This is a genomic window from Acidobacteriota bacterium (genome assembly GCA_020853395.1).
Lineage (GTDB): Bacteria > Acidobacteriota > Vicinamibacteria > Vicinamibacterales > SCN-69-37 > JADYYY01.
Map to the genome: position 1 here is coordinate 145,014 of JADYYY010000007.1, position 23,686 is coordinate 168,699.

General features: G+C 70.3%; 24 protein-coding genes. 9 read left to right on the forward strand and 15 right to left on the reverse strand.

Features of this window, described 5'->3' with window-relative positions; all coding sequences use genetic code 11:
* Positions 1 to 29: 29 nt before the first annotated feature.
* Positions 30 to 761 carry a (d)CMP kinase gene (locus tag IT184_06395; GenBank protein ID MCC7008428.1) on the reverse strand — a complete coding sequence of 244 codons (732 nt, stop codon included), beginning with the start codon at positions 759 to 761 and terminating at the stop codon, positions 30 to 32.
* On the opposite strand from IT184_06395, the gene IT184_06400 reads away from it, so the two are divergent.
* Positions 724 to 1,884 carry a hypothetical protein gene (locus IT184_06400; protein ID MCC7008429.1) on the forward strand — a complete coding sequence of 387 codons (1,161 nt, stop codon included), beginning with the start codon at positions 724 to 726 and terminating at the stop codon, positions 1,882 to 1,884. The genes IT184_06395 and IT184_06400 overlap by 38 nt on opposite strands.
* Before the next feature lie 58 nt (positions 1,885 to 1,942).
* On the opposite strand, the gene IT184_06405 is transcribed toward IT184_06400, so the two are convergent.
* From IT184_06405 to uvrC, 8 genes are all read right to left on the reverse strand, one after another.
* Positions 1,943 to 2,386, reverse strand: a complete 444-nt coding sequence (locus IT184_06405; GenBank protein ID MCC7008430.1) for a hypothetical protein — start codon at positions 2,384 to 2,386, stop codon at positions 1,943 to 1,945.
* Between the two features lie 451 nt (positions 2,387 to 2,837).
* The gene (locus IT184_06410; GenBank protein ID MCC7008431.1) at positions 2,838 to 3,563 is read right to left on the reverse strand and encodes an rRNA pseudouridine synthase; all 726 of its coding nucleotides are present in this window, start codon (positions 3,561 to 3,563) and stop codon (positions 2,838 to 2,840) included.
* Positions 3,560 to 4,180 carry an SMC-Scp complex subunit ScpB gene (gene scpB / locus IT184_06415; protein ID MCC7008432.1) on the reverse strand — a complete coding sequence of 207 codons (621 nt, stop codon included), beginning with the start codon at positions 4,178 to 4,180 and terminating at the stop codon, positions 3,560 to 3,562. Before scpB ends, IT184_06410 begins: the two co-directional genes overlap by 4 nt.
* Entirely contained in the window at positions 4,173 to 4,970 is a 798-nt protein-coding gene (locus tag IT184_06420; protein ID MCC7008433.1) for a segregation/condensation protein A, read from the reverse strand. Before IT184_06420 ends, scpB begins: the two co-directional genes overlap by 8 nt.
* A gap of 1 nt (position 4,971) precedes the next feature.
* Positions 4,972 to 5,964 carry a tryptophan--tRNA ligase gene (gene trpS / locus IT184_06425; GenBank protein ID MCC7008434.1) on the reverse strand — a complete coding sequence of 331 codons (993 nt, stop codon included), beginning with the start codon at positions 5,962 to 5,964 and terminating at the stop codon, positions 4,972 to 4,974.
* Entirely contained in the window at positions 5,961 to 6,581 is a 621-nt protein-coding gene (locus IT184_06430; GenBank protein MCC7008435.1) for a site-2 protease family protein, read from the reverse strand. The genes trpS and IT184_06430 overlap by 4 nt, the downstream gene beginning before the upstream one ends.
* A 61-nt stretch (positions 6,582 to 6,642) precedes the next feature.
* On the reverse strand, positions 6,643 to 7,149 hold the full coding sequence (locus IT184_06435) for a hypothetical protein (GenBank protein ID MCC7008436.1): 507 nt from the start codon (positions 7,147 to 7,149) through the stop codon (positions 6,643 to 6,645).
* A 102-nt stretch (positions 7,150 to 7,251) separates the two neighbouring features.
* Complete coding sequence (gene uvrC, locus IT184_06440; GenBank protein MCC7008437.1) at positions 7,252 to 9,099, reverse strand: excinuclease ABC subunit UvrC; 1,848 nt, start codon at positions 9,097 to 9,099, stop codon at positions 7,252 to 7,254.
* 81 nt (positions 9,100 to 9,180) lie between these two features.
* On the opposite strand from uvrC, the gene IT184_06445 reads away from it, so the two are divergent.
* Positions 9,181 to 9,954, forward strand: a complete 774-nt coding sequence (locus IT184_06445; protein MCC7008438.1) for a CDP-alcohol phosphatidyltransferase family protein — start codon at positions 9,181 to 9,183, stop codon at positions 9,952 to 9,954.
* A gap of 160 nt (positions 9,955 to 10,114) precedes the next feature.
* On the opposite strand, the gene efp is transcribed toward IT184_06445, so the two are convergent.
* Positions 10,115 to 10,678 carry an elongation factor P gene (gene efp / locus IT184_06450; GenBank protein ID MCC7008439.1) on the reverse strand — a complete coding sequence of 188 codons (564 nt, stop codon included), beginning with the start codon at positions 10,676 to 10,678 and terminating at the stop codon, positions 10,115 to 10,117.
* Positions 10,679 to 10,766: 88 nt separating this feature from the next.
* Here efp and IT184_06455 point away from each other — a divergent pair, with 88 nt between their 5' ends.
* The gene (locus tag IT184_06455) at positions 10,767 to 11,159 is read left to right on the forward strand and encodes an Hsp20/alpha crystallin family protein (protein ID MCC7008440.1); all 393 of its coding nucleotides are present in this window, start codon (positions 10,767 to 10,769) and stop codon (positions 11,157 to 11,159) included.
* A gap of 13 nt (positions 11,160 to 11,172) precedes the next feature.
* Complete coding sequence (locus tag IT184_06460; GenBank protein MCC7008441.1) at positions 11,173 to 12,339, forward strand: trypsin-like peptidase domain-containing protein; 1,167 nt, start codon at positions 11,173 to 11,175, stop codon at positions 12,337 to 12,339.
* A gap of 16 nt (positions 12,340 to 12,355) precedes the next feature.
* Here the strand turns inward: IT184_06460 and IT184_06465 are convergent, their stop codons facing one another.
* From IT184_06465 to uvrA, 3 genes are read right to left on the reverse strand one after another with little or no spacing between them, the layout of a single operon-like run.
* Entirely contained in the window at positions 12,356 to 13,006 is a 651-nt protein-coding gene (locus tag IT184_06465; GenBank protein ID MCC7008442.1) for a DNA-3-methyladenine glycosylase, read from the reverse strand.
* Positions 13,003 to 14,217 (reverse strand): HEAT repeat domain-containing protein, encoded by a 1,215-nt coding sequence (locus IT184_06470; GenBank protein MCC7008443.1) that lies wholly within the window; start codon positions 14,215 to 14,217, stop codon positions 13,003 to 13,005. The genes IT184_06465 and IT184_06470 overlap by 4 nt, the downstream gene beginning before the upstream one ends.
* Positions 14,214 to 17,153, reverse strand: coding sequence for an excinuclease ABC subunit UvrA (gene uvrA, locus IT184_06475; protein MCC7008444.1), 2,940 nt, complete (start codon positions 17,151 to 17,153; stop codon positions 14,214 to 14,216). Before uvrA ends, IT184_06470 begins: the two co-directional genes overlap by 4 nt.
* A 157-nt stretch (positions 17,154 to 17,310) precedes the next feature.
* Here uvrA and IT184_06480 point away from each other — a divergent pair, with 157 nt between their 5' ends.
* Positions 17,311 to 17,931: an RNA-binding protein gene (locus IT184_06480; GenBank protein ID MCC7008445.1), complete on the forward strand. Its 621-nt coding sequence runs from the start codon at positions 17,311 to 17,313 to the stop codon at positions 17,929 to 17,931.
* A gap of 98 nt (positions 17,932 to 18,029) precedes the next feature.
* Here the strand turns inward: IT184_06480 and IT184_06485 are convergent, their stop codons facing one another.
* Entirely contained in the window at positions 18,030 to 18,905 is an 876-nt protein-coding gene (locus tag IT184_06485) for a hypothetical protein (protein ID MCC7008446.1), read from the reverse strand.
* A 31-nt stretch (positions 18,906 to 18,936) separates the two neighbouring features.
* A complete protein-coding gene (locus IT184_06490; protein MCC7008447.1) occupies positions 18,937 to 19,935 on the reverse strand; it encodes a M28 family peptidase in 999 nt (332 codons plus the stop codon).
* Positions 19,936 to 19,992: 57 nt separating this feature from the next.
* Between IT184_06490 and bshB1 the strand changes: the two genes are divergently transcribed.
* Genes bshB1 through IT184_06510 form a run of 4 tightly spaced genes read left to right on the forward strand, consistent with a single transcriptional unit; the run spans position 19,993 to position 23,685 of the window.
* A complete protein-coding gene (gene bshB1 / locus IT184_06495; protein MCC7008448.1) occupies positions 19,993 to 20,706 on the forward strand; it encodes a bacillithiol biosynthesis deacetylase BshB1 in 714 nt (237 codons plus the stop codon).
* Positions 20,703 to 21,839, forward strand: coding sequence for an N-acetyl-alpha-D-glucosaminyl L-malate synthase BshA (gene bshA, locus IT184_06500; protein ID MCC7008449.1), 1,137 nt, complete (start codon positions 20,703 to 20,705; stop codon positions 21,837 to 21,839). Before bshB1 ends, bshA begins: the two co-directional genes overlap by 4 nt.
* Positions 21,836 to 22,210, forward strand: a complete 375-nt coding sequence (crcB, locus tag IT184_06505; GenBank protein MCC7008450.1) for a fluoride efflux transporter CrcB — start codon at positions 21,836 to 21,838, stop codon at positions 22,208 to 22,210. The genes bshA and crcB overlap by 4 nt, the downstream gene beginning before the upstream one ends.
* Before the next feature lie 53 nt (positions 22,211 to 22,263).
* Positions 22,264 to 23,685, forward strand: a complete 1,422-nt coding sequence (locus tag IT184_06510) for a sigma-54-dependent Fis family transcriptional regulator (protein MCC7008451.1) — start codon at positions 22,264 to 22,266, stop codon at positions 23,683 to 23,685.
* Position 23,686: the final 1 nt, after the last annotated feature.

A 23,686-nucleotide genomic window follows, 5' to 3' on the forward strand; every position in this document is an offset into this window, starting at 1 on the left:
GATTCGGTAGGGCCGGTCCACCGGCCGCGTCAGGCGACCGTGGCCCCGAGCTTGGCGAGCGCGAGCTGCATCACGCGATCGACGACCTCCGCGATCGGCAGCCCGGTCGTGTCGATGTAGATCGCATCGGGCGCGACGGTCAGCGGCGACACCGCGCGCGTGCGATCGTTGCGGTCGCGCGCCTCGAGCGCATCGGCGACCTGCTGCGTGCCGGCGCGGCTCGCCGTGTGCGCGGGATCCAACGCGCGGCGCCTGGCGCGCTCCTCGGGCGACGCGTCGAGATAGACCTTCACGTCCGCGTCGGGGAACACGACCGATCCGATGTCGCGTCCTTCCATCACCAGCCCGCCGCGATCGCGCGCCTGCCGCTGCCGTTCGACGAGCACCGCCCGCACGTCGGAATGCCGCGCGACCACGGTCGCGGCCTGGTCCATGGCGGGGGTGCGGATCGCCGACGTCACGTCGTGCCCGTCGATGACGATCCGCCGATCGAGATCGAAGACGGCGCGCGCGGCGACCGCCGCCACGCTCGGACCGTCGGCGAGATCGACGCCGTCCTGCAGCGCCTTCCAGGCGACGGCGCGGTACATCGCGCCCGTGTCGACATGGCGATACCCGAGGCGCTCGGCGACCGTGCGCGAGACGGTGCCCTTGCCAGCCCCTGACGGGCCATCGATCGCGATCACGAGCGGTGCGTGCCTCACGTCCACTATTATTTCCCGGATGCCGGCGCGCCTGACACGGCGGGCGTGGCTCGCCATGAGCGCGCTCGCCGCGATGGCGTGGGCGGCGTGGCCGTACGTCCAGGCCGGCGCCTCGCTGCTCGATCTCGCCGGCCACACCGACGGCATCCGCCGCCTCCTGCCAGCCGGCCAGTTCGAGATCTCGATCGAAGACCTCACGATCCCGACACGCGCCGGCCGCATCACGGCGCGGCTGTACCGGCCGGCCCCCCCGACGGCCCGCACCCTCGTCGTCTTTCCCGGCGTGCACGGCGGCGGCGTCGACGAGCCGCGGCTGACGCGGTTCTCGCGGCGGCTGGCCGCGACCGGACTCAACGTCGTGAGCGTGCCGCTGCCCGAACTGCGGGCGTTCCGGATCACGAGCCGATCGACGGACGTGATCGAAGACGCGACGCTCTGGGTGGCGGGTCAACCGGGACTCGCGCCGCGCGCGCGCGTGGGCTTGGTAGGCGTGAGCTTCGCCGGAGGCCTGGCCCTCGTCGCGGCCGGCCGGCCCGACGTCGCGGCCAAGCTCGACCTCGTGCTGTCGCTCGGCGGGCACGGCGACATCGGTCGCGTGCTGCGGTATCTCTGCACCGGCGTGTTGCCAGACGGCCGACGGCTCGCACCGCACGACTACGGCGTCGCGGTGCTCACGCTCGCCGCGGCCCCACACCTCGTTCCGGCCGATCAGGCGCCGGTACTCGAGCGCGCGCTGCTCACCTACCTCGACGCGTCGCTCGACGAGGATCCCGAACAGCCGCGAGGCCGTCCTCTCTTCGAACAGGTGGCACGAAGCGCAGAGACGATGCCGGAGCCCTCACGAACGTTGGTACGGGCGCTCGTCGCGCACGACGTCGCGACACTCGGACGAGCGATCCTGCCCTTCGTGGACGCGCTGGCCGCGGATCCGGCCCTGTCGCCCGAGCGGTCGCCGGCCACGACCGTGCCGGTCTTCCTCATCCATGGCGATGAGGACAACCTCATCCCATCCTCCGAAACGGCGTCGCTTGCGCGCGACCTCGAGACGCGCGGCCACGTTCGCGTCGAGATGCTGCTGACCCCGGTGCTGTCGCATCTCGAACCGAACCACATGGCCCGGATCGGCGACGCCTGGAGGCTCGTGTCGATGTGGCGGGCGATGAGCCGAAGGATGGAGTGACCGCCGTGCCATGACACGACGCCGCTACTCACGTCATCCCGGCGCGGCAGCAGCGGGCTCAGGGCCCCTGGCATGGGTTGGCCCTCGCGCAGCCGATGAGCGCCCCGGTCGCCGCGCCCATTCCAGCCAGCAACGGCACGAGCACCACCGTGGCCGGTCGATAGCAGTTCTGGCGCTCGTGGCAATGGACGGCCACGAACGCCGTGCCGATGCTGGCGCCGATCCCGAGTCCCCAGAAGAGCGCAGGGTGAATCTGCCGACTCCCTGACGGGCTTCGAGCCTGGTCTCGTCTGGCCCAGTCCACGGCAAACCTCGATGCAACCACGTTCCGCCCTGGATCAAAGGAGATGCGCGAGCGTCCGGACCGGGCGACGGACTCTCGGAACTCGCCGGTCGTGACGGGATCGCCCGGCTGCGCGTGCGCAGTCCCGTCACGCAGGATGAGCAACAAGCACGAGACGACGAGGATCACGGGCGAGGCAAGGCCACGAGTGCGGGTCATCGCGGGACCGGCGACGAGGTATCGTCGCCTTCGCCTCCGCTGGGACTCGTTCGCCCCGACGACGGACGACGGCCGGGATGGAGGCGCGCTACGACCGCGCCCACGGCGGCACCGCTCCACGCCACCAGAGGCGCGACGAACAGCGTACCGACGCGATAACAGTCGTCGCGCTCGGCCCCCCGACGACGAGCCCGAGCCACCACGGACGCTCCCACGACAGCGCCAAGGCCGAGGCCCCAAAGTGCGGCACCGCACGTCGAGCGACGCCGGGCGGCGGCTTGATCCGCGGCGGCCTGCTGCGCGAGTTGTCCGACGAGGTACCGCTCCAGCGACGATGGCCCGCCGGGCCGGTGCGCGTCCCCGAGAACCAATCTCCCCAGCCCGACGTCCTTGAGCCTGCGAACAATCCCTCGCCTCGCGGGTAAGTCCTCGTTCCCGTCGAGACTCGGGGTCACCGCGTCAGGGCCTTCACCTCCGCGGGCGTGAGATCGCGGAGCTGTCCCGGCTTCAGGCGCCGATCCTCGATCGGGCCGATGCGGATCCGGCGCAGCCGGACGATCGGGTGCGCGATGGCGTCGCACATCCGTCGGACCTGGCGGTTCCGCCCCTCGCGGAGCGTGATGTGCAGCAACGTGCTCTGCCCGTGCCGCGTGTTCACCGTCCGCAGGTGGGTGACCGTTGCCGGCAGCGTCCGCCGGCCGTCGACGACGATGCCACGGCGCAAGCGTTCGAGGTCGCGATCGTCCGGCGCGCCCTCGACCTCGGCTTCGTAGGTCCGTTCGAGCTCATAGCGCGGGTGCGTCACGCGCTCGGCGAAATCGCCGTCGTTGGTCAGGAGCAAGAGGCCTTCGGAATCGAAGTCGAGGCGGCCCACCGGATAGAAGTAGCCGGTCACGCCCGCGCGCGCCAGCAGGTCGATGACGGTCGGACGCCGCTGCGGGTCGGTGCGCGTGCTGACCACGCCGCGCGGCTTGTTGAGCAGCAGGTAGCGCCGCTCGGGCGCCTCACGCCGGAGCCGGCGGCCGTCGACGCGAATGTCGTCGTGCGCCGGATCGGCCTGCGTGCCGAGCGCGGTGACGACGTGGCCGTTGACCTCGACGCGTCCCTGACGGATCAGGTCGTCCGCCGCGCGCCGCGACGCGACGCCGGCGACCGACAGGATCTTGTTCAGCCTCAATGCACCGACTCGGGGCCGTCGGATGTCGCCGGCTCCGCGGGCTCGAACGGCAGCGACGTCTGCGGCGCCGCCTCGCCGACGCCCGACGGCAGATCGAACCCGAGCAGTTCCGACATGTCCTCGACCTTCGGCAGATCCGCGAGGTCGTTCAGCCCGAAGCGATCGAGGAACTCGCGCGTCGTCCCGTACAGGAAGGGACGGCCGACTACCTGCTTGCGGCCGACGATCTTCACGAGCTTGCGCTCGATCAGCGTGGCGATGACGCCCGACGCGTTGACGCCGCGGATCTCGGCCACTTCCGGCGCGGTGATCGGCTGCTTGTAGGCGACGACCGCGAGCGTCTCGAGCGAGGCGACCGACAGCTTCTGCGTGGTGCGCTCGTGGAACAGCCGGCGCACCCACTCGTGCAGATCCGGGCGGGTGACGATCTGGTAGCCGCCGGCGACCTCGACGACCTTCAGGCCCCCCGGCCGCTCGTAGTCCTGCTTCAGCGCCTCGATCGCGGCCGTCACGTCCTCGGCCGTCTCGCCGTCGAGCAGCCGGACGAGCGTCTTGACCGTGAGCGGCTCGGGGGACGCGAAGATAAGCGCTTCGATGACGGCTTTGAGGTCAGACATGGCCGGGAGCTCCAAACACCGGCGCGCCCTCGACGCCGCTGCGCTTATAGACGCGGATGGGCCCGAACGTGCCCTGCTGGAACACGCGGACGACCTTCAAACGGATCATCTCGAGCAGCGCCAGAAACGTCACGATCATGCCGCCGCGCGAGCTCACGTCGGCGAACAGCTCCTCGAACCCGCAGGCGTCGCGGTCCGAGAGCCGCGCCATGAGCTGCTCGATGCGCTTCTCGATTGGCAGTTGCTCGGCCGGCAGCACCACGCGCGGCCGGTGTCGGACGCGCTCGAGCACCTGCCGGAACGCGGTCATGAGGCTGAACAGGTCGACCTCGATCTCCGGCTCGGGCGCTTCGCCCAGCACCTCGGCCACGCGCCCGTCGGGCCGGCCCCACTGCGCGCTCCGCTGAATCTCCTTCTCGTGGAGCAGCTCGGCGGCCGCCTTGAACCGCTGGTGCTCGACGAGCTGCCGCATCAGCGCCTCGCGCGGATCCTCCTGCGGATCTTCCTGCGCCGGGTCCGGGCGCGGCAGCAGCATGCGCGACTTGATGTGGATGAGCGTGGCGGCCATCACGAGGAACTCGCCGGCGACGTCGAGGTTGAGGTCCGTCATCAGGTCGAGGTACTCGAGGTACTGCTGCGTGACGAGGTGCACGGGGATGTCGTAGACGTTCACCTCGTGCTTCTTGATCAGGTGCAGCAGCAGGTCGAGTGGCCCCTCGAACACCGCGAGGCGCACCGGGTACCGGCCCAGGACCGAATCGAACTCGAGCGGCTCGGCGTGATCGGCCACGTCAGTACTTCAGCTTGACGGCGTCGCGCACGCGCGCCATGGTCTCGCGGGCGACGGCCCGCGCTTTCGCCGAGCCGTCGACGAGGAGATCGCGCAGCTCGCCCGGCCGGCGCAGCGCTGCCTCCCGGCGCTCGCGGATCGGCGCGAGCATCGCGTTGATCGCCGCGGCGAGCTTCGTCTTGACCTCCACGTCGCCCACCCGCCCTTCGCGATAGCGGCGCTCGAGGTCCTCGACCTCGTCGCGATCCGGGTTGAACGCGTGATGGTAGACGAACACCGGGTTGCCCTCGACTTCGCCCGGGATGTCGGCGCGCACGCGCTTCGGGTCGGTGTACATCTGCCGCACCTTGCGAACGACGGTGTCGGCCGAGTCGGAGAGGTCGATGGTGTTGCCGTAGCTCTTGCTCATCTTGCGGTTGTCGAGCCCCGGCAACCGCGGCACCGGCGTGAGCAACGGCTGCGGCTCGACGAACACCTCGCCGTAGAGATTGTGGAATCGACGAACGACCTCGCGCGACAGCTCGAGGTGCGGGACCTGGTCCTCGCCGACCGGCACGTACTGCGCGTCGTACATGATGACGTCGGCCGTCTGCAGCAACGGATAGCCGAGGAAGCCCAGGTTCGACAAGTCCCGCTCGGCGAGCTGTTCGATCTGCTCCTTGTAGGTGGGCACGCGTTCCAGCCACGGAATGGGCGTGATCATCTGCAGCAGCAGGTACAGCTCGGCGTGTTCGGGCACGAGCGACTGCACGAAGAGCGTGCTCCTCGCGGGGTCGATCCCGGCGCCGATCCAGTCGGCCACGTTGTCGATGGCGTGCGCGACGATCTCGGTCGTGGCCGCGTACTCGCTCGTGAGCGCGTGCCAGTCGGCGACGAAGTAGTACGCGTCGTACTCGCGCTGCAGCCGGTTCCAGTTCTGCAGCGCCCCGACGAGGTGGCCGAGATGGAGGCGCCCGGTCGGCCGCATGCCGGAGACGACACGAGGCCGGCTCATGGCAGCAGCCATCCCATGATCGCGCGGTGCACGGGCCAGGCAACGGTGTGGAACACGCCGGTGAACATCATCGCGTACAGGATGAGGATGCCGTACGGGCGCAGCCGATCGATGAGGCGCGCGGCCGCCTCGGGCACGAGGCCCGCGAGCACGTTGCCGCCGTCGAGCGGCGGCACCGGGAGCAGATTGAACACGGCGAGGAACACGTTCAGCGAGGCGACCTGCGCGAAGAGCGCGGCGGGCCGCGACGCGCCGCCCGCCGTCGCGTCGGCGGCCGCGTACAGCGCGGCGGCCCCGGCCGCGATCGCCAGATTGCTGGCCGGCCCGGCGAGCGCGACCGTCGCGAAGTCGCGCCGCGGCGCCTGGAGATGATGCCAGTTGACGGGCACCGGCTTGGCCCAGCCAATCAGCGGGAGGCTCGACATCATGGCGACGATCGGGAACAGCACCGTGCCGATCCAGTCGATGTGCGCGAGCGGATTCAGCGTGAGGCGGCCGAGCGTGCGCGCGGTGGGATCGCCGAGCCGATCGGCCGTCCAGGCGTGCGCCGCCTCGTGAACGGACAACGACAGGATCAGCACCAGGAAGAGCGGGAGGATCTCGGCGATCGGCGGCAAGCGGTAGGAGACTGTACCACGGCCGGCGGGCAGGGCGAGACGCTGCCCGCCGGCCGCGCGTTCAGAACGGGCGCGACGCGACGCGCGGAAGCTGCGACTCGCGCAGCTCGTGCGCGAGCCGCCGCTGCTGGTGCCGCCAGAAGCCGAAGCGGCGCGCCATCGTCCGCATCATGCGCGCGCGCGCCTGGTCGGTCAGCGCCTGCGCCGCGCGTTCGTAGAACGCGCTGCCGAGCGCCGCGTACCAGTGGACGTTGTGCCGGAGGCGCTGCTGATCCAGGAAGAAGCCGGTGAGCAGCAGGCACTGCGCGGCCGCGGCCTCCATCAGGTCGGCGTCGAATGCCCGCGAGCGATCCAGCACGAAGGTGTCGAACACGGCCCGCAGGCTCGTCGGGCAGCCGGGATAGTCGTCCGACGCCGCCGACGTGCTGGCGAAGTGCGCGAGGACACTCGCGTTGTAGAGCAGCTCGCGGAGCGGCGGGGCGTCCTCCTCGGTCACGTCCTTCAGATGCTCGAGGAAGAACTCGAAGGCGTCGGCATGACTGACCCCCAGCAGTTCTCGAGTCTCCATGCCCCGCTCCTGAGCAAACCGTGTGCCGGGCGCATGCGATTGGTCGAGGCCAACGCCCGCGCGGCAACGGCCGCCCGGGCCGTCGATCTCACGACAGCGGCGTCATCCATCTGTCCCTGAGAAGTGGCGGATCACCGCCTCGGCCGCCTTGGCGCCGACGACGGCCGAGAGCTCGGCGCGGCTGGCGCGCCGGACGCCGGCCACCGAGCCAAAGGCGGTGAGCAACTGCTTGCGCCGCCGCGCGCCAATCCCGGCCACCTCGTCGAGCGCCGATCGGAAGTCGCGCATCGACCGCGCGCGCCGATGAAACGTCACGGCGAACCGGTGGGCCTCGTCGCGGATCCGCTGGACGAGCCTGAGCGCCGGCGACGCGCCCGGCAGCGCCAGTCCTTCGGCGCGATCCCGCGTGAAGAGCAGCTCCTCCTGTTTGGCGAGCCCGACGGCGACCAGCCGCTCGAGGCCAATCGCCGCCAGCGCGTCATACGCGGCGCCGAGCTGCCCCTTGCCGCCGTCGATCAGGATGAGATCCGGAAAGGGCCCGCCCTGATCGATCACGCGGCGGTAGCGCCGGAACACCACGTCGCGCATCGAGGCGAAGTCGTCGAGCACGCGCCCGCCGTCGCCCGCGCCGGCCGGACCAAGGCCGCGCACCCGGAACTTCCGGTATTCACCGCGGCGCATCCGCCCGTCCACGCACACGACCATCGCGGCCACGGTCTCCTGCCCCTGGAAGGTCGAGATGTCGAAGCACTCGATGCGGCGCGGCAGCGCCGGAAGCTGCAGCGCGGCGCGCAGCGTCTCGAGCGCCTCGTACGAGCTGACGGCGCTGTCGCCGAAGTGCGCCTGATAGGCGATCACCGCGTTGCGCGCGGCCATCTCGAGCAGTCCGCGCTTCTCGCCGCGCTTCGGCACCAGCACCTTGACGCGCCGGCCGGCGTTCGCCGACAGCCACCCCTCGAGCGCCGTCACGTCGTCGGCCTCGAGCGTGTCCGGCACGTGCACGTCCGGCGGGGCGGCGCGGTCGGCGTAGAACTGCTGGAGCGCGGCCGCCAGGACTTCCGCCTCGTCGAGCGCGGCGTCGCCGCGCGATTCGGAGACGAGCTCGAGCCGATCGCAGACGCGACCGCGGCGGACCTGGAAGACCTGGACGACGGCGCCAGCGCGGCCGGTCTTCACGCCGAACGCGTCGCGGTCGCCGAGGTCCGGCGCCTCCACCTTGTTGTGCCGATCGCGCAGCGTCTCGATCGTGCGGATCGCGTCGCGCAGGTGCGCCGCGCGCTCGAAGCGCTCACGCGCGGCGGCCTCGATCATCTCGGCGCGGAGATTGTCGATGAGCTCGTCCTGGCGCCCTTCGATCAGCAGCCGGGCCTGCTCGACGGCTCGGCCGTACTCCTCGATCGAGCAGATCGTGTCGACGCAGGGAGCCAGGCAGCGGTGGATGTCGTACTCCAGGCACGGGCGGCCGCGGCGGCCGTCGATGATCTCGTTGCAGGAGCGGATCCCGAACAACCGATGCGCCAGCCCCATCGTCCGGCGCGCCACGGCGGCCGGCATGAAGGGGCCGGCGTAGACGTTCCCGTCGCGCTCCACCCGCCGCGCGACGAGCAGCCGCGGCGCGCGCTCGGTGACGGTCAACTGCAGGTACGGGTAGGTCTTGTCGTCGCGCAGCAGGATGTTGAAGCGCGGATTGCGCTGCTTGATCAGCCGGTTCTCGAGCGCGAGCGCCTCGACGACCGAGTCGGTGACGATGACCTCGAGCGTCGCGGCGTCGCGCAGCAGCACGTCGTGCCGCGGGCTCGTGCCGTGCGCCGCCAGGTAGCTGCGCACCCGATCGCGGAGCACGCGCGCCTTGCCGACGTACAGCGTCTCGCCCTCGGCGCCGAGGAACAGGTACACGCCGGGCTGCTCCGGCAGGCGGGCGATCTGGCTCTTGAGATCCTCGATGGCCATGGGCTACGATGCCGCGGGTCTTCCGACCCGCGGCAACACGAGACGAGTCCGCAGCGACATCCCGACATTCGACAGCCTCCTGTGACGTTCACTGGCGCCATCGGCCGAGCCTGCAACTACCCGCTGCGGCTCATCATCGATCTGTGCGTCCGCCTGCGGATCCACCCCAACATTCTGACGTTCACCGGCGTGCTCATCAACATCGCCGCCGGCTGGGAGCTGGCCAGCGGCCGGTTCCTCAGCGCCGGCGCGATCATGGTGGGCGCCAACGTCTTCGACTTCATCGACGGCAAGGTCGCGGTCGAGACCGGCGAGGTCACCAAGTTCGGCGGCTTCTGGGACTCGGTGATCGACCGCTTCTCCGACCTGGCGCTCTCGGTCGGGTTGATCTGCCTGTACTCGTCGCTCGGCCGCACCGACTACGTGCTCATCACCTCGATCGCGATGGTGTTCGCCACGATGACGAGCTACACGCGCGCGCGGGCGGAATCGCTGATTCCGAAGTGCAAGGTCGGGTTCATGGAGCGCCCCGAACGGATCGTGCTGTTCATGATCGGCGCCTTCACGAACCGCATGGCCGCGGTGATGTGGGTGATCGGCGTGCTCTCGATCGTCACGGTCGTCAACCGCATCCAGTACACGTATCTGGAGCTCAAAGGCCGGCCGCAGCCGCGAGGCTCCGGCCTCGGCGGCCTGTTCGTGCGCGCCTTCTACTGGACCGACGAGCGCGCCACGCTCGCCTACGATCTCTGGGTGATCGCGATCCTCGCCTTCGTCTGGCTCACGCCCCCCGACTGGCTCGCGGACCCGACCGCCGCCGGCGGCCAGGGGCTCGTGCAGTGGCTACGTCGCTGAAAGACATCGGGCATCGGGATATCGGAACATCGGAATATCGCATCGGAACATCCGGACACCGGGATATCGATCATCGGGATATCGGAGCATCCGGGATACCGAATCGGAGCATCTCGATCCGGAGTCGTGCACACAGGTCCGGCGATCGATATCCCGATGTCTAGCTTCTCCCCAAATACTCGCCCGTCTCGGTGTTGATGCGGACCAGGTCGCCGGCGTTGATGAACGACGGGACGTTCACGACGAGCCCCGTTTCGAGCGTGGCGGGTTTGATCTGCGCCGACGCGGTCGCGCCCTTGATGCCCGGCACCGTGTCGGCCACCTTCAGGTCGACGGTGAGCGGCAGCTCGATGCCGACCGGCTCGCTCTCGTAGAACTCCACCTTGATCGTGGCCTCGGGCAGCAGGTAGAGCGCGTTGTCGCCCAGCACCTCGCCCGAGAGGTGGACCTGCTCGTAGGTCTCGACGTTCATGAAATGAAAGAGATCGCCGTCGCGATAGAGGAACTGCATCTCGTGCTCGTCCAGCACGGCGCGTTCCACGTCGTCCTCGGCCCGGAACTTGTTGTCGATCAGCCGGCCCGAGCGGATGTCGCGCATCTTGCAGAGCACGTGGCCGCGCTTGTTGCCCGGCGTGATGTGGTGCAGCTCCAGGATCCGGCACAGGTCGTTGTTGAACTTGATCAGCATGCCCTTGCGCAGGCGCGTGGCTTGAAGTGAGCTCATAGGTCTCGGACGTCCGCCCTCCCGGAACTCGCGATTGTACCGCGAAAGACCCGGCGCGCCGGCCCGCGCTTTGGTTTACGATGGACCCATGCCCTGGGATCCGATGCGCGACCTGCTCACCATGCAGGAGCGACTCGAGAGCCTGTTCGGACACGCGGCGCCCGGCTGGGTGCCGCCTGTGGATTTGGCCGAGCTCGACGACCGCTACGTCCTCACCGTCGAGCTGCCCGGCATGGATCGCAGCGACATCGACATCCACTTCCACGACCAGCGACTGACGCTGCGCGGCGAGCGGCGCTGCACGGCGCCCGGCCCCGAGCGCTACCAGCAGCTCGAGCGCGGGCAGGGGCCGTTCTCGCGATCGTTCCAGTTCGGGACCGCAGTCGCGGGTGACCACATCACCGCCAGCCTCGCCGACGGCATCCTGACCGTCGTCGTGCCGAAGGCGCAGGACGTCCGCAGAATTTCGGTCGGCACCTAGACACTCGTTTCGCATGCGCAGAACCAGCCTGCTCTTCGGGATCGTCCTGCTATTGCTGACCGCCGGGTTCTTCGGCGGCCTGGTGGTGGCGAGCCGGCTCAATCCCCCGGAGTCCGAGCGCGCGGCGGCCTCGACCTCTCCGGCCCCCGCCGCCAGCCGCGAGGCATCGCCGGACGTGCAGGCCGCACGCCCGGCACCGCTGCCGGCGGGCGGCGCGCTGCCGGATCTGTCGCCAGTCGCCGAGGCGGCGCTGAAGGTGGCCGCCAACATCTCGTCCACGAACCTCGTCCAGCGACGCAGCCCGTGGCCGTTCTTCTTCGACGACACGCAGGTGATGCGATCGCAGAGCCTCGGCTCTGGCGTGATCGTCTCGCCGGACGGCCTGATCCTCACGAACACGCACGTCATCGGCGATCCGCGTGCCGACGTCCGCGTGACGCTGGCCGACGGCCGCGAACGCCCTGCCACCATCGTCGGCGTCGACTACCTGAGCGACCTCACGGTGCTGAAGGTGCAGGCCACCGCGTTGCCCACGCTGTCGTGGGGCGACTCGAGCAAGCTGCGCGTGGCCGAGTGGGTGCTCGCCATCGGCAACCCGTTCCAGATGAACGGCACGGTCACGCTGGGCATCGTGTCGGCCGTCAGCCGGACGCAGGGCGGCGCCTACACGGACTTCATCCAGACCGACGCGGCCATCAATCCGGGGAACTCGGGCGGCGCGCTGATCAACGCGCGCGGGGAGCTGGTCGGCATCAACACGCAGATCGTCTCGGAGACCGGCGGCTTCCAGGGCATCGGGCTGGCGATCCCGTCGAATCTGGCGCGACAGATCATGCAGGAGCTCGTCAAGAACGGTTCCGTGTCGTGGGGGTCGATCGGATACGTCCGGCTGGTCGATCCCGACACCGCCAGACAGTACGGCTGGGGCAACATCGGCGGGCTGCTCGTCTATCAGATCCAGAACACGTCGGCGGCGTACCGCGGCGGGCTGCGGCCGGAAGATGTCATCGTGAGCTTCAACGGCCAGAAGACACCAGACATCCAGACGCTCGATCGCCTCGTCGCCCAGGCGCGCCCCGGGGAGCGGGCCACGGTCGTGGTCGATCGGAACGGCCGTCAGATCACGCTCGAGATCCCTATCGAAAGCCGCCAGCAACAGCGGCTGCTGCGCCGCCAGTGAGCCGCGCCGTCCGCGATTACCGGCGGCTGTTGCTGCCGGACACGGCCAGGTGCCCCTTCCAGTGACATCGCCAGTGCACCGACGTGCCGACGCGGATGCCGATCCGCGGCGATCGTACGAGCGCACCCGGCACGATGCCCCGGTCTTCGATCGTGAGCGGCCGCGCGGCGAGGTCGTGGCCGTTGAGACGACGGCCGACGCCGAGCGCGATCGTCAGGTTGCCCGGCCCGCGGCCGAGCAGATGGTCGTCGAGGCGGCCCGACGATGCGTGTCCCCGTCGGACCAGGGTACGGCGCCGGCGGGCGCGCATGATCTCGACGCCCTCGAGCGGAGCGACCGCGCGCAGCAGCACCGCCGCCGGCCGTCCGGCCGGCTCGGTGACCGCGTTGAGCAGGTCGTGAACGCCGTAGTTCAAGTAGACGTACGCGCGGCCGGGCGGCCCGTAGAGCGGCGCGTTGCGCGCGGTCGGGCCGCACGCGGCGTGGCAGGCGGGATCGTCTTCCCCGACGTACGCCTCGGCCTCCACGATGATGCCGGACGTGCGCGTGCGGCCATCGTCGCGCACGAGCACCTTGCCGATGATGTCGTCGAGCACCTCGAGCGTCGGCCGCGCGTAGAAAGCGGCCGGCAGGACGACCGATGCGGGGTGTGCGGCGACCGGTGTCACCGCCCTCTCAATCGCAGTGTCGCGCTCGTGGCAGCGCGCACGAGGCGCTGGTCGCGATCGACCAGGAACTTCTCGATGAGCGGCACGTCGTCTCGCGTGCCGAGGTAGCCGAGCATCTGGATCAGATCGGCGCGGTACCGGCTGTCGACCGCGGAACTCAGCGCGGCGCGCACCCCCGGCGCGGCGTCTGGGCCGAGCTCGAACAGATAGGGCCATGCCTGCATCCGCAGCTCCTCGCTCGCCAGCATGGACGCGATCACGTGCGACTGCGTCTGTCCGAGGCGCTGCAGCGCGAAGGCCGCGGCGAGGCGGACCTCGTTGGACCGGTCCTCCTTGAACAGCCGTTCGATCGCGGGGAGCGACTCGGTGTCCGCCAGACGCCCCAGCCCCTCGGCCGCGGCGCGGCGCGCGAACGGCTGGCGGTCGCCGAGCTCTGCCCGCAGCAGCGCCAGGTCCTGCGGCGCGGCGATGCGCGCGACGGCGAGCAGCAGCGTCGCCCGGTCGCCGCGGCCACGCTCGAGCAGGTCGCGCAGCGTGAAGAGCGCCTTCTCCTCGCGCAGCAGGCCGACGGCTTCGACCGCGAACGCGCGCACCGTCGCATTCGAGTCGGCGAGGGCCTCGGTGAGCTTGCCGGCTGCGTCGCGCAGACGCAGGCGGCCGATGACGCGCGCGGCGGCCATGCGCATCACCGGATCGTAGTGATCCAGCCCATCGGCCACGCCGGCGACCTGCGCCGCGGCGAGCGGCGGCTCGGCGACGAAGCCGAGCACGTGGATGGCGTCGAAGCGCACGCGGGCGTTCTCGTCGCGCATGGCGGCGATGAGCGCGTCGACGAGCACGGGCGGCGCCGGCGTCGCCGTGCGCAGCAGCGGCCCGTGCTCGAAAGCCTGCTGCGCGCGGCTCCGGCCTCCGCCGAGGCTCAGCACGCGCGCTCCGCCGCCGCTCACGCGCTCGGTCAGGAAGAACGCCAGCTCCGCCTCGAGCGCCGCGGCCTGCACGCGATCGTCAGGATCGTTGACGAGCGGCGCGACCGGCTCGATCGCGCCGACGTAGCCGGCGTTGCCGAGCGTCTCGACGGCCTCGAGCCGCACCGCGGCTTTCGGATGACGAAGGTTGCGAATGACGTCCTGCCATTGCGCTTGGGCCGACGGCGCGCCGACGGCCGCGCACACGAGGATCGCCGGGAGGAGCAGCCGGGGACCAGGGCTCATGCGCGATCAGCGTACGCGTGCTCCCGCGCCGCCGCAAGGGCTCGTCGCAGGTAGCGGCCGGTGATCGACTCGGGATCGGCGGCCACGTGCTCCGGCGTGCCGGCCGCCACGACCTTGCCGCCCGCTTCACCGCCCTCGGGGCCGAGGTCGACGATCCAGTCGGCCGTCTTCAGCACGTCGAGGTTGTGCTCGATCACGACGAGGCTGTGGCCGGCGAGCAGCAGCTTCCGGAAGGCCGCGAGCAGCTTCACGATGTCGTCGAAGTGGAGGCCCGTGGTCGGCTCGTCGAGAACGTAGAGCACGCGATCGCCGCTCTGCGAGCCGAGGTGCGCCGCGATCTTGATCCGCTGCGCCTCGCCGCCCGACAGCGTGGTCGCCGGCTGGCCGAGCCGCAGATAGCCCAGGCCGATCTCGTCGAGCACGTGCAGCCGGCGAATCACCTTCGGCGCGCCCGCGAAGAACGCGAGCGCCTCGCGCACCGTGAGATCGAGCACCTGATCGATGTTCCGGCCCTTGTAGCGCACCTCGAGCACCTGGGGCCGGAACCGCTTGCCGTCGCACTGGTCGCACGGCACGAACACGTCGGCGAGAAACTGCATCTCGACGCGCACGGTGCCTTCGCCCTCGCACGCCTCGCACCGGCCGCCCGGCACGTTGAACGAGAAATGGCTGGCCGTGAGCCCGCGCGCGCGCGCGTCCTTGGTGGCCGCGAACAGCTCACGGATCGGATCGAAGGCCTTGAGGTACGTGACGGGGTTCGATCGCGGCGTCCGTCCGATGGGCTGCTGATCCACGAGAACCGCATCGGTCACGTACTCGGCACCCTCGAGCCGGCGATGCGAGCCCACCCGGCGGTCCCACTCGCCCTTCGCGCGCTTGACCGCCGCGTAGAGCACGTCGTGCACGAGCGTCGACTTCCCCGACCCGCTGACGCCGGTGATGCACGTCAGCACGCCCAGCGGGATCTCGACGTCCACGTTCTGGAGGTTGTGCTCGCTCGCGCCCAGGATCCTGAGCCGCTGCGCGCCGGGCCGGCGGCGCGTGGCCGGCACGGGGATCGCCAGCTCGTCACGGAGATAGCGGGCGGTCAGCGACCGCGCATCGTGCAGCAGCCCGTCCACCGGCCCCGCGAAGATGATGCGTCCGCCCTGCTCGCCGGCACCCAGGCCCAAATCCACGACGATGTCGGCCACGCGGATGAAGTCGGCGTCGTGCTCCACGACGACGACGGTGTTGCCCTGATCGCGAAGCTGCCGGAGGATGGCGATCAGCCGGTCGTTGTCGCGCGGGTGCAAACCGATCGACGGCTCGTCGAGCACGTAGAGCGTGTCCACGAGCGCCGACCCCAGCGACGTCGCGAGGTTGATGCGCTGCGACTCGCCGCCCGACAGCGTCGACGAGAGGCGATCCAGCGTGAGGTAGTCGAGGCCGACGTCGATGAGGAACCCGAGCCGCCGCTGGATCTCCCGGAGGATCTTCTCGGCGACGGCCGTCTCGTGCGCGGTGAGCGGCAGCGCCGCGAAGAACCGCACGGCGTCGCGCACGGTGAACCCGCACACTTCGTCGATCGTGCGTCCGCCCACGCGCACGTCCCGCGCTTCCCGGCGCAGCCGGGTGCCGCCGCAGCCGTGGCAGGTGAGGTAGCCGCGGTACCGGCTCAGGAACACGCGGACGTGCACCTTGTACTTCTTCCGCTCGAGCCGCCGGAAGAAGCCCTTGATGCCGTCGTAGTCCGCGTCCCCCTCGATGACGAACGTGCGCTCGGCCTCGGTCAGCTCCTGCCACGGCACGTCGAGGCGGACGGGCACGCGCTTCGCCGCGCGCCGCAACTCCGTGAGCGAGGCACGGTAGTGCGGCTTCGTCCACGGCTCGATGGCGCCCTGCGCGATCGACAGTGCGGGATCGGGCACGACGAGGCCGAGGTCCAGTTCGATGACGTTGCCGAACCCGTGGCACGTGGGACACGCGCCGAACGGGTTGTTGAACGAGAACAGCCGCGGCTGCGGCACCTCGTAGGCGATGCCGCACGTGCGACACTCGAAGCGCTCGCTGAACCGGTGTGTCGTCACCGGAACACCGGCGGCGTCGACTTCCACCGCGAAGGCCGCGCCGTCGCCGCCCTGGAACGACGTCTCGATCGAATCGGTGACCCGCGCCCGAATCCCCGGCTCGACGCGCACGCGATCGACGACGATGGCGAGCGAGGTGGAGCCCGCGAGAGCGCCGGCGAGGCCCGGCTCGTCGAGCGACAGCGCGCGCCCGTCGACGAGTACCCGGCCGAACCCGCGCCGGCGCAGCGCGTCGAGCGCGTCGGCGACCGGGTCCTCGAGGCCGCCGAGCGGCGGCGCCTCGGCCTCTGCCTCCGCCTCCTCGCTCCCCTCCGGCCTGCCTTCGTCGTCGGCCGGCAAGATGGAGGCGGCGGGCAGCGTCACGAGCGGATGATCGAAGCCGATGAGCAGCCGCGTGCCGGCGGGCAGCGCGAGCAGGCGATCGGCGATGCCTTCCGGCGACTCGCGTTCGACCTCCCGGCCACAACCGCGACAGATCGTCCGGCCGATGCGCGCCCAGAGCAGGCGCAGGTAGTCGTGGATCTCGGTGGTGGTGCCGACGGTCGACCGCGGGTTGCGAATCGCGTTCTTCTGACGGATGGCGATGGCCGGCGCGATGCCCTCGATGGCGTCGACGTCCGGCTTCTCCATGCGCTCGAGAAACTGCCGGGCGTACGCCGACAGCGACTCGACGTAGCGCCGCTGGCCTTCGGCATAGATCGTGTCGAAGGCGAGCGACGACTTGCCGGATCCGCTGACGCCGGTGAAGACCGCCAGCGCCCGGTGCGGCAGCGTCAGGTCTACGCCTTTCAGGTTGTGCGTGCGAGCGCCACGAACGACGAGCGTCGCGCCTGGCTGTTCGCCGGGCGCCGGCGTGGAATCGGACATCATCCTACTGAGCGGTCACCTGCGGTGGACGTAAACAGCCATCCTAGCACTTTGCAGTTTTGTTGTGCTATTCTGCGGCCGTTCCGTACGCCACCCACCGCTTGAGACCCTTGTCCGACATGAACGTGGTCTTCGATTCTCCCTGCGAGGTTAGTCCGTGCCCGTACGTCTGTTCGTAGGCAACATGCCCTACGGGGCGACCGAAGCCGACCTGCGCGCGCATTTCTCGACGGTCGGTTCGCCGTCTCAGGTCGTCATCCCCGTGGACCGCGAAACCGGTCGTCCCCGCGGGTTCGCCTTCGTCGAGTTCATCGACCGCGCCATCGCCGAACAGGCGATTCAGCGCTTCAACCAGCAACTGTTCATGGGCCGCAGTCTGTCGGTGAGCGAGGCGCGGCCTCGCGAGGAGCGGCCAGCCGGCGGCTATCGGCCGAGCGGCGGCGCGCCCGGTGGCGGAGGCGGTGGATTTGGAGGCCCCCGACCCTACGGCGGCGGTGGGGGCGGATTCGGTGGCCCTCGGCCGGGTGGTCCGGGCGGGTTCCGTCCGGGACCTGGCCCGTCAGCGCCGGCGGCCGGCCGCAATTTCGGGCCGCCGAAGAAGAAGAGCGCGTCGAGCGAGAAGCGCTGGGAAGCCAAGGAGCGCGGCCCGAAGGGGCCAATCAAGGAGCGGTACACCGGCCGCCTCGGCGGGCTCTACGACGATCCGGACGATCCGAACACCTCGCTCGAGGGCTTCGACGACGTCGCGTCCAGTGCCCCGGAAGACGACGAACAGTGAGAAGAGCGGCTTGGGGCTTGCGGCTTACGTACGCACCGTAAGCCGCGAGTCCTGGGCCATGAGCCAGGCCCAAGCCGGAGTAGGCCGTAAGCCACGTTTCAGCCAGCCCTGCTAATCGGCCTCGTCAGGCACGTCGGACCACCGCCCCCCTTCACGCTGATTTCAACGCCGGCATACGTCCGCACGACCGCGCCTCGCGCCTCCAGCCGGGCACGGGTCACCGGATTGCCCTCGAGCATCACGCAGTGCCGGGGCGCCACGGCAAGGACGTTGGCGCCCATCGACTCGAGCTCTCCATCCGGAACCTCGATCAGCTCGACGCCGAGCGACAGCAGCCGCTCGCGGAACGTCACGGGCATCAACGGCGAGTAGACGACCGCAAGATCACGGTCGACGGGGCTGAGGATCGACATCAGGTGGAACACGTCGCCGGGGCCGCGCCAATGCACGAGCGGCACGGTGATGACCTCATCCACGAGATCGCCCAAGAGCGCGGTGAGCTGGGCGATCCCGGCGTCGTTCGTCCGATAACCGCGGCCGACGGCGACGATGCGCGACGTGAGCCACACGACGTCGCCGCCCTCGAGTTGTCCGGGCGCCTGGACCTCGCCGAGCAGGGGAATGCCCCACGCCTCGAAGGCGGCCCGCTGCGCGGCGGGTTCCCCGCCGCGCAGCGCCTTGCCCATCCGGCAGAGCACCATGCCCTTCGGCGTCGCCACCGAGGCGTCGCGGACGTAGAGAGCATCGAGGCCGACGTCGTCACCCTCGGGAAGGAAGCGCACGCGAGCACCGGCGTCCGCGACGAGCGCGGCGAATCTCTCGTGCTCGTCGATCGCCCGCGCGAGATCGGGAGCGGCGCTGAAGTTGAGGGCCTGCCACTCGCGCGCGATCCGGCCGGCGTCACGGAACGCGTCGCGCGGGTGCTTCAGCACGACCTCGGCGAGGCGATCGACCTCGGTACAGACCGTCGGCAGTGGAAGGCGCGGCACGGCGGTGAGGAAGGGCCTAGCGCGTCGCGCCCGTGAAGCGGCGATCGAACTCCTCGACGAGCGCGATCAGCGTCTCGACCGCTCGAACGTAGAAGCCATGATCGATCGTCTCGAAGTCGTCCGCCGGCTGGTGATGGAACGGCTCGTCCTCGACGCCCACGTAGATCGCCGGGATGCCGGCCTCGAGGAAGGCGAACTGATCGGAGTCCTCCGTCCAGTCGTCGCTCGTCCGCCCCGTCGGGTCCTCGTGTCCCATGCGCAAGCGCACCGGCGCGGTCACGGCGACGCGCTCGATGTGCGGCCGCAGGAAGGGCTGGCGCGCCGCGCCCACGACGAACAGCTCGTCGTTCGGATCGCGGCCGAGCATGTCGGCGTTGATGTCGATCAGGATCGCCCCGCGATCGACCGGCGGCGCGCGGACGAACGCGCGAGAGCCGAGCAACCCGCTCTCTTCGCCGTCGAACGCCACCACGAGCAGCGCGTTGAGCGGCGGATGCGCGCGGAAGTACTCCGTGACGGCGATGAGGGCGGCGGCCCCGCTCGCGTTGTCGTCCGCCCCGTTGAAGACCTGGCCGCCGCGCACGCCGACGTGATCGTAGTGCGCGCTCACGACAACGTACCGCCGCGGCTGGCGCGTCCCGTCGATCATCCCGACGAGGTTGACGCCCTGAGCCGGCGGCCGGCCGGGTCCGCGCGCCGGGACGACGAACGGATGCTCGTACGTGCCGCCGATCGGCCGCAGGCCGGCGGCCTGCAACCGGCTCGCGAGGTAGGCCCTCGCCTTTGCATTGCCGGCGCTGCCCATCAGCCGGCCCTCCATGTCGTCCGAGGAGAGCACCTGCAGGTCGCGCAGCAGCCGCGCGGCGTCGAACCGCGTGCTCGACGCCGGCGGCAGGCTCACCTGTGTAGCGCCGATCGCGACAAGCACGGCGAGCGCGAGCGCGGTGAGCCGCCATCGATGGCTCACGATTCCTTCGCGAACGCGTGCGGCGACAACCGTGCGGCCCGAGACCATGCCGATCCACTATCCGGCCCACGGCCGCAGAGACGCAAGTGCTAAAGTCCTCGTGATATGGCCGTCGACTTGCTCGTGTTCGGGCCGCACCCGGACGATCTCGAGATCGGCCTCGCGGGCGCGATCGCCCGGCACGTCGCCGAAGGCGCGCGCGTCGGGCTCTGCGATCTCACGCGCGGCGAGCTGGGCTCGAACGGCACGCCCGACGATCGCGTCCAGGAAGCCGACGCGGCCGCCCGCGTGCTCGGCGCCGCCTGGCGCGTGAACCTCGGCTGGCCCGACGGCGGGATCGTGCCGAGCGTCGAGATCCTCCGCGCGGCCGTGGATCTCATCCGGACGCACCAGCCGCGGACGATCGCCCTGCCCTACTGGGACGATCGGCATCCCGATCACGGGGCGGCCAGCCGAGTGCTCGACCTGGCCGCCTTCCGCAGCGGCCTGCGCCGCTTCGTCACCGACCAGGCTCGCTGGCAGCCGGACTGGCTCTGCTACTACTTCATCAACAACTCGACGACGCCGTCGTTCGTGATCGACGTGTCGGCCCACTACGAGACGAAACGCGCGGCGCTCGCCTGCCACCGGACGCAGTTCGCGCCGCAGGATCCGTCCGCCGTCGCCACGCGCCTGACGGCGAGCGCCTTCCAGCAGTTGATCGAAAGCCGCGACGCGCAGTTCGGCGCGCAAATCGGCGTCGCGTTCGCCGAGGGCATCGTCGTTCGCGAGCCGATCGTCCGCGGCTCGCTCTTCAAGCTCGATCGGGCCGGCAGGTGAGGATCGGCATCGTCTGCTATGCCTCGGTCGGCGGGAGCGGCGTCGTCGCCACCGAACTGGCGCTCGCGCTGGCGGACCGCGGGCACGACATCCATCTGGTCAGCAGCGAGCTGCCGTTCCGCTGGCGGTGGGCGTCGCGCGGGCTCACGTTCGAGCGCGTCGAGGTACCGAGCTACCCGCTGTTCCGCGAGCCGCAGTACCTGCTCGCGCTCACGAACACGCTCGTGCGCGTGTCGCGCAAACACCGGCTGGACCTGATCCATGCGCACTACGCGGTGCCACACGCCACCGCGGCCTACCTCGCCCACCAGGTGCTCTCGGCCGATCGCACGCCGCCGCCCCGCACCGTGACGACGCTGCACGGCACGGACATCACGCTCGTCGGCAGCGACCGATCCTACGCTGACGTCGTCGCCTTCTCGATCCAGCAGTCGCACGGGATCACGGCCGTCTCCGAGAGCTTGAAGCGCGACACGACGTCGGCGCTCGCGATCGAGAAGGAGATCGCGGTCATCCCGAACTTCCTGGACATCGAGGTCTGGGCGCGCCATCCGGAGACGAACCTGCGCGCCCGGCTTTGCGAATCGCGCGAGGCCGTCATCGTGCACGTCTCCAACTTCCGGCCGGTGAAGCGCGTGCCGGTCGTGATCGAGATCTTCAGTCGCATCCGGAGCGCCGTCAGGGCGCGGCTCGTGATGATCGGCGACGGTCCGGACCGGGCCGCCGCCGAGCAGCAGGCGGCCGATGCCGGCATCGGCGAGTGGGTCCAGTTCGTCGGCGAGCAGCAGGACCTCGTGCCGTGGCTTTCGAGCGCGGACCTGTTTTTGCTGCCGTCCGCGCAGGAGAGTTTCGGCCTCGCGGCGGTCGAGGCGATGGCGTGCGGCGTACCGGTGGTCGCGTCGCGCGTGGGCGGCCTGCCGGAGGTGATTCACGATGGGCGGACCGGTGTGCTCTGCGAGCCGACCGACGTCGAGGGCATGGCGAGCGCGGCGATCGGGCTGCTCCAGGACGCCGCGCGGAGGTCCGTGATGGCAGCCGCGGCGGCCGCCGACGTCCGCGCGCGGTTCTCGGCCGGCGCCATCGTGCCGCGCTACGAGCAGTTCTACGACAGCGTGCTGGCGGGGCCCGCATGACCTGGCTGCTCATCGGCATCGGCGGCGGCCTCGGCGCGATGGCTCGTCACGCGCTCAACGGCGCGGTGCACCGGCTGGCGCCCGGCTCGATCTTCCCCACGGGGATCTTCGTGGTGAACGTGCTGGGATCCGCCGCGATCGGCCTTCTCGCGGGCCTGCTCGCCGGCGCGCGGATCGACCTGCGCCCGGACACGCGCACGTTTCTCATCGTCGGCGTGCTCGGCGGGTTCACGACGTTCTCGTCGTTCAGCCTGGACACGTTCACGCTGCTGCGCAGCGGCCATCTCGGCCTTGCCCTCTGGAACATCGCCGGCCAGGTCGGCCTCTCACTGGTCGCGCTGGCCGTCGGCTTCAGGATCGGCCACGGCTAGTCGCACGCAATCGCGCATGGCCGAACCATCCAAATGTAATTAAGGTAGTAGTGATGCATGCCAAGCCGGGAGTCGAATCGGACCGCGTCCTCGTCGTCGAAGACGACGCCGCGCAGCGGGTGGGGCTGCAGCAACTGATTCGGAGCTGGGGATTCGCGGTCGAAGCCGCGAGCGACGGCCGCGAGGCACTCGAGCGCATCGCGGCCGTCGAGCCGACGATCGTCTTGAGCGATCTCGTCATGCCGCGGATGGACGGCCTGGAACTGCTCGTGAACCTGCGGCAGGAGCATCCGGACATCACCGTCGTGCTGATGACTGCGCAGGGCACGGTGGAGACGGCGGTGTCGGCCATCAAGCAGGGCGCGTACGACTACTTGAGCAAGCCCATCGATCCGCAGCGGCTGAAGATCCTGCTCGACCAGATCGTCGAGCGGCACGGCACCCAGCGCGAGGTCCGGCTGCTGCGCCGGCAGCTCCAGGAGCGCGGGACGTTCGGCAAGATGATCGGGGCGAGCGCGGAGATCCGGAAGATCTATCAGCTCGTCGAGCAGGCGGCCCCCACCGTCGCGTCGGTGCTGATCAGCGGCGAATCCGGAACGGGCAAGGAGCTGGTCGCGCAGACGATCCACCAGCTCAGCCCGCGGGCGATGCAGCCGTTCGTGCCGCTCAACTGCGCCGCCATTCCCGACACGCTGCTCGAGTCCGAGCTGTTCGGCCACGAGAAAGGCGCGTTCACCGGCGCGTTCGCCCGGCGGCAAGGCGCGTTCGAGCTGGCGAACCGCGGCACGCTGTTCCTCGACGAGATCGCCGAGATGACGCCGGCCACGCAAGCGAAGCTGCTGCGCGTCCTGCAGGAGCGATCGTTCCGTCCGCTCGGCGGCCAGCGCGAGCAGACGGTGGACATCCGCGTCATCGCCGCGACGAACGTCGAGCCCGCGGAGGCGGTACGGCAGGGCAAGCTGCGCGAAGATCTCTACTACCGGCTCAACGTCTTCGCGATCCGCCTGCCGCCGCTCCGGGAGCGGCGCGGCGACATCCCGCTGCTCGTGCAGGCGTTCCTCCGCGAGTTCGGCGATCGGAACGGCAAGAAGCTCGCCGGCATCTCCGACGCCGCGATGCAGACGCTCGAACGGCACCACTGGCCGGGCAACGTGCGCGAGCTGCGGAACGTGATGGAGCGCGCGACGATCGTGGCGAAGGGCGACCTGATCGAGCCGGAGGACCTGCCGGTCTTCGCGCCGGCGGTGGGCGCCCCGGCGTCGCCGGCGGCCGGTGGCGGCCCGGGCACCGCGGCGTTCACCGGGCTGACGCCGGGCACGACGGTCGACGAGGCGGAGCGCCGGCTGATCGAGGTGACGCTGGAGCACACCGGCGGCAACAAGACGCGCGCGGCCGAGATGCTCGGCATCAGCCTCAAGACGCTGCACAACAAGCTGAACCGCATGAAGGAAGAGGGCGCGGCGCAGCGCGAGTGAG

Coding starts and splice junctions, on each gene's coding strand:
- IT184_06400 (MCC7008429.1), top strand. CDS start 724: ATGCCGGCGCGCCTGACACGGCGGGCGTGGCTCGCCATGAGCGCGCTC.
- IT184_06395 (MCC7008428.1), bottom strand. CDS start 761: ATGGCGAGCCACGCCCGCCGTGTCAGGCGCGCCGGCATCCGGGAAATA.
- IT184_06405 (MCC7008430.1), bottom strand. CDS start 2,386: ATGACCCGCACTCGTGGCCTTGCCTCGCCCGTGATCCTCGTCGTCTCG.
- scpB (MCC7008432.1), bottom strand. CDS start 4,180: ATGTCTGACCTCAAAGCCGTCATCGAAGCGCTTATCTTCGCGTCCCCC.
- trpS (MCC7008434.1), bottom strand. CDS start 5,964: ATGAGCCGGCCTCGTGTCGTCTCCGGCATGCGGCCGACCGGGCGCCTC.
- IT184_06435 (MCC7008436.1), bottom strand. CDS start 7,149: ATGGAGACTCGAGAACTGCTGGGGGTCAGTCATGCCGACGCCTTCGAG.
- uvrC (MCC7008437.1), bottom strand. CDS start 9,099: ATGGCCATCGAGGATCTCAAGAGCCAGATCGCCCGCCTGCCGGAGCAG.
- efp (MCC7008439.1), bottom strand. CDS start 10,678: ATGAGCTCACTTCAAGCCACGCGCCTGCGCAAGGGCATGCTGATCAAG.
- IT184_06455 (MCC7008440.1), top strand. CDS start 10,767: ATGCCCTGGGATCCGATGCGCGACCTGCTCACCATGCAGGAGCGACTC.
- IT184_06460 (MCC7008441.1), top strand. CDS start 11,173: ATGCGCAGAACCAGCCTGCTCTTCGGGATCGTCCTGCTATTGCTGACC.
- IT184_06470 (MCC7008443.1), bottom strand. CDS start 14,217: ATGAGCCCTGGTCCCCGGCTGCTCCTCCCGGCGATCCTCGTGTGCGCG.
- uvrA (MCC7008444.1), bottom strand. CDS start 17,153: ATGTCCGATTCCACGCCGGCGCCCGGCGAACAGCCAGGCGCGACGCTC.
- IT184_06490 (MCC7008447.1), bottom strand. CDS start 19,935: ATGGTCTCGGGCCGCACGGTTGTCGCCGCACGCGTTCGCGAAGGAATC.
- bshB1 (MCC7008448.1), top strand. CDS start 19,993: ATGGCCGTCGACTTGCTCGTGTTCGGGCCGCACCCGGACGATCTCGAG.
- crcB (MCC7008450.1), top strand. CDS start 21,836: ATGACCTGGCTGCTCATCGGCATCGGCGGCGGCCTCGGCGCGATGGCT.
- IT184_06510 (MCC7008451.1), top strand. CDS start 22,264: ATGCATGCCAAGCCGGGAGTCGAATCGGACCGCGTCCTCGTCGTCGAA.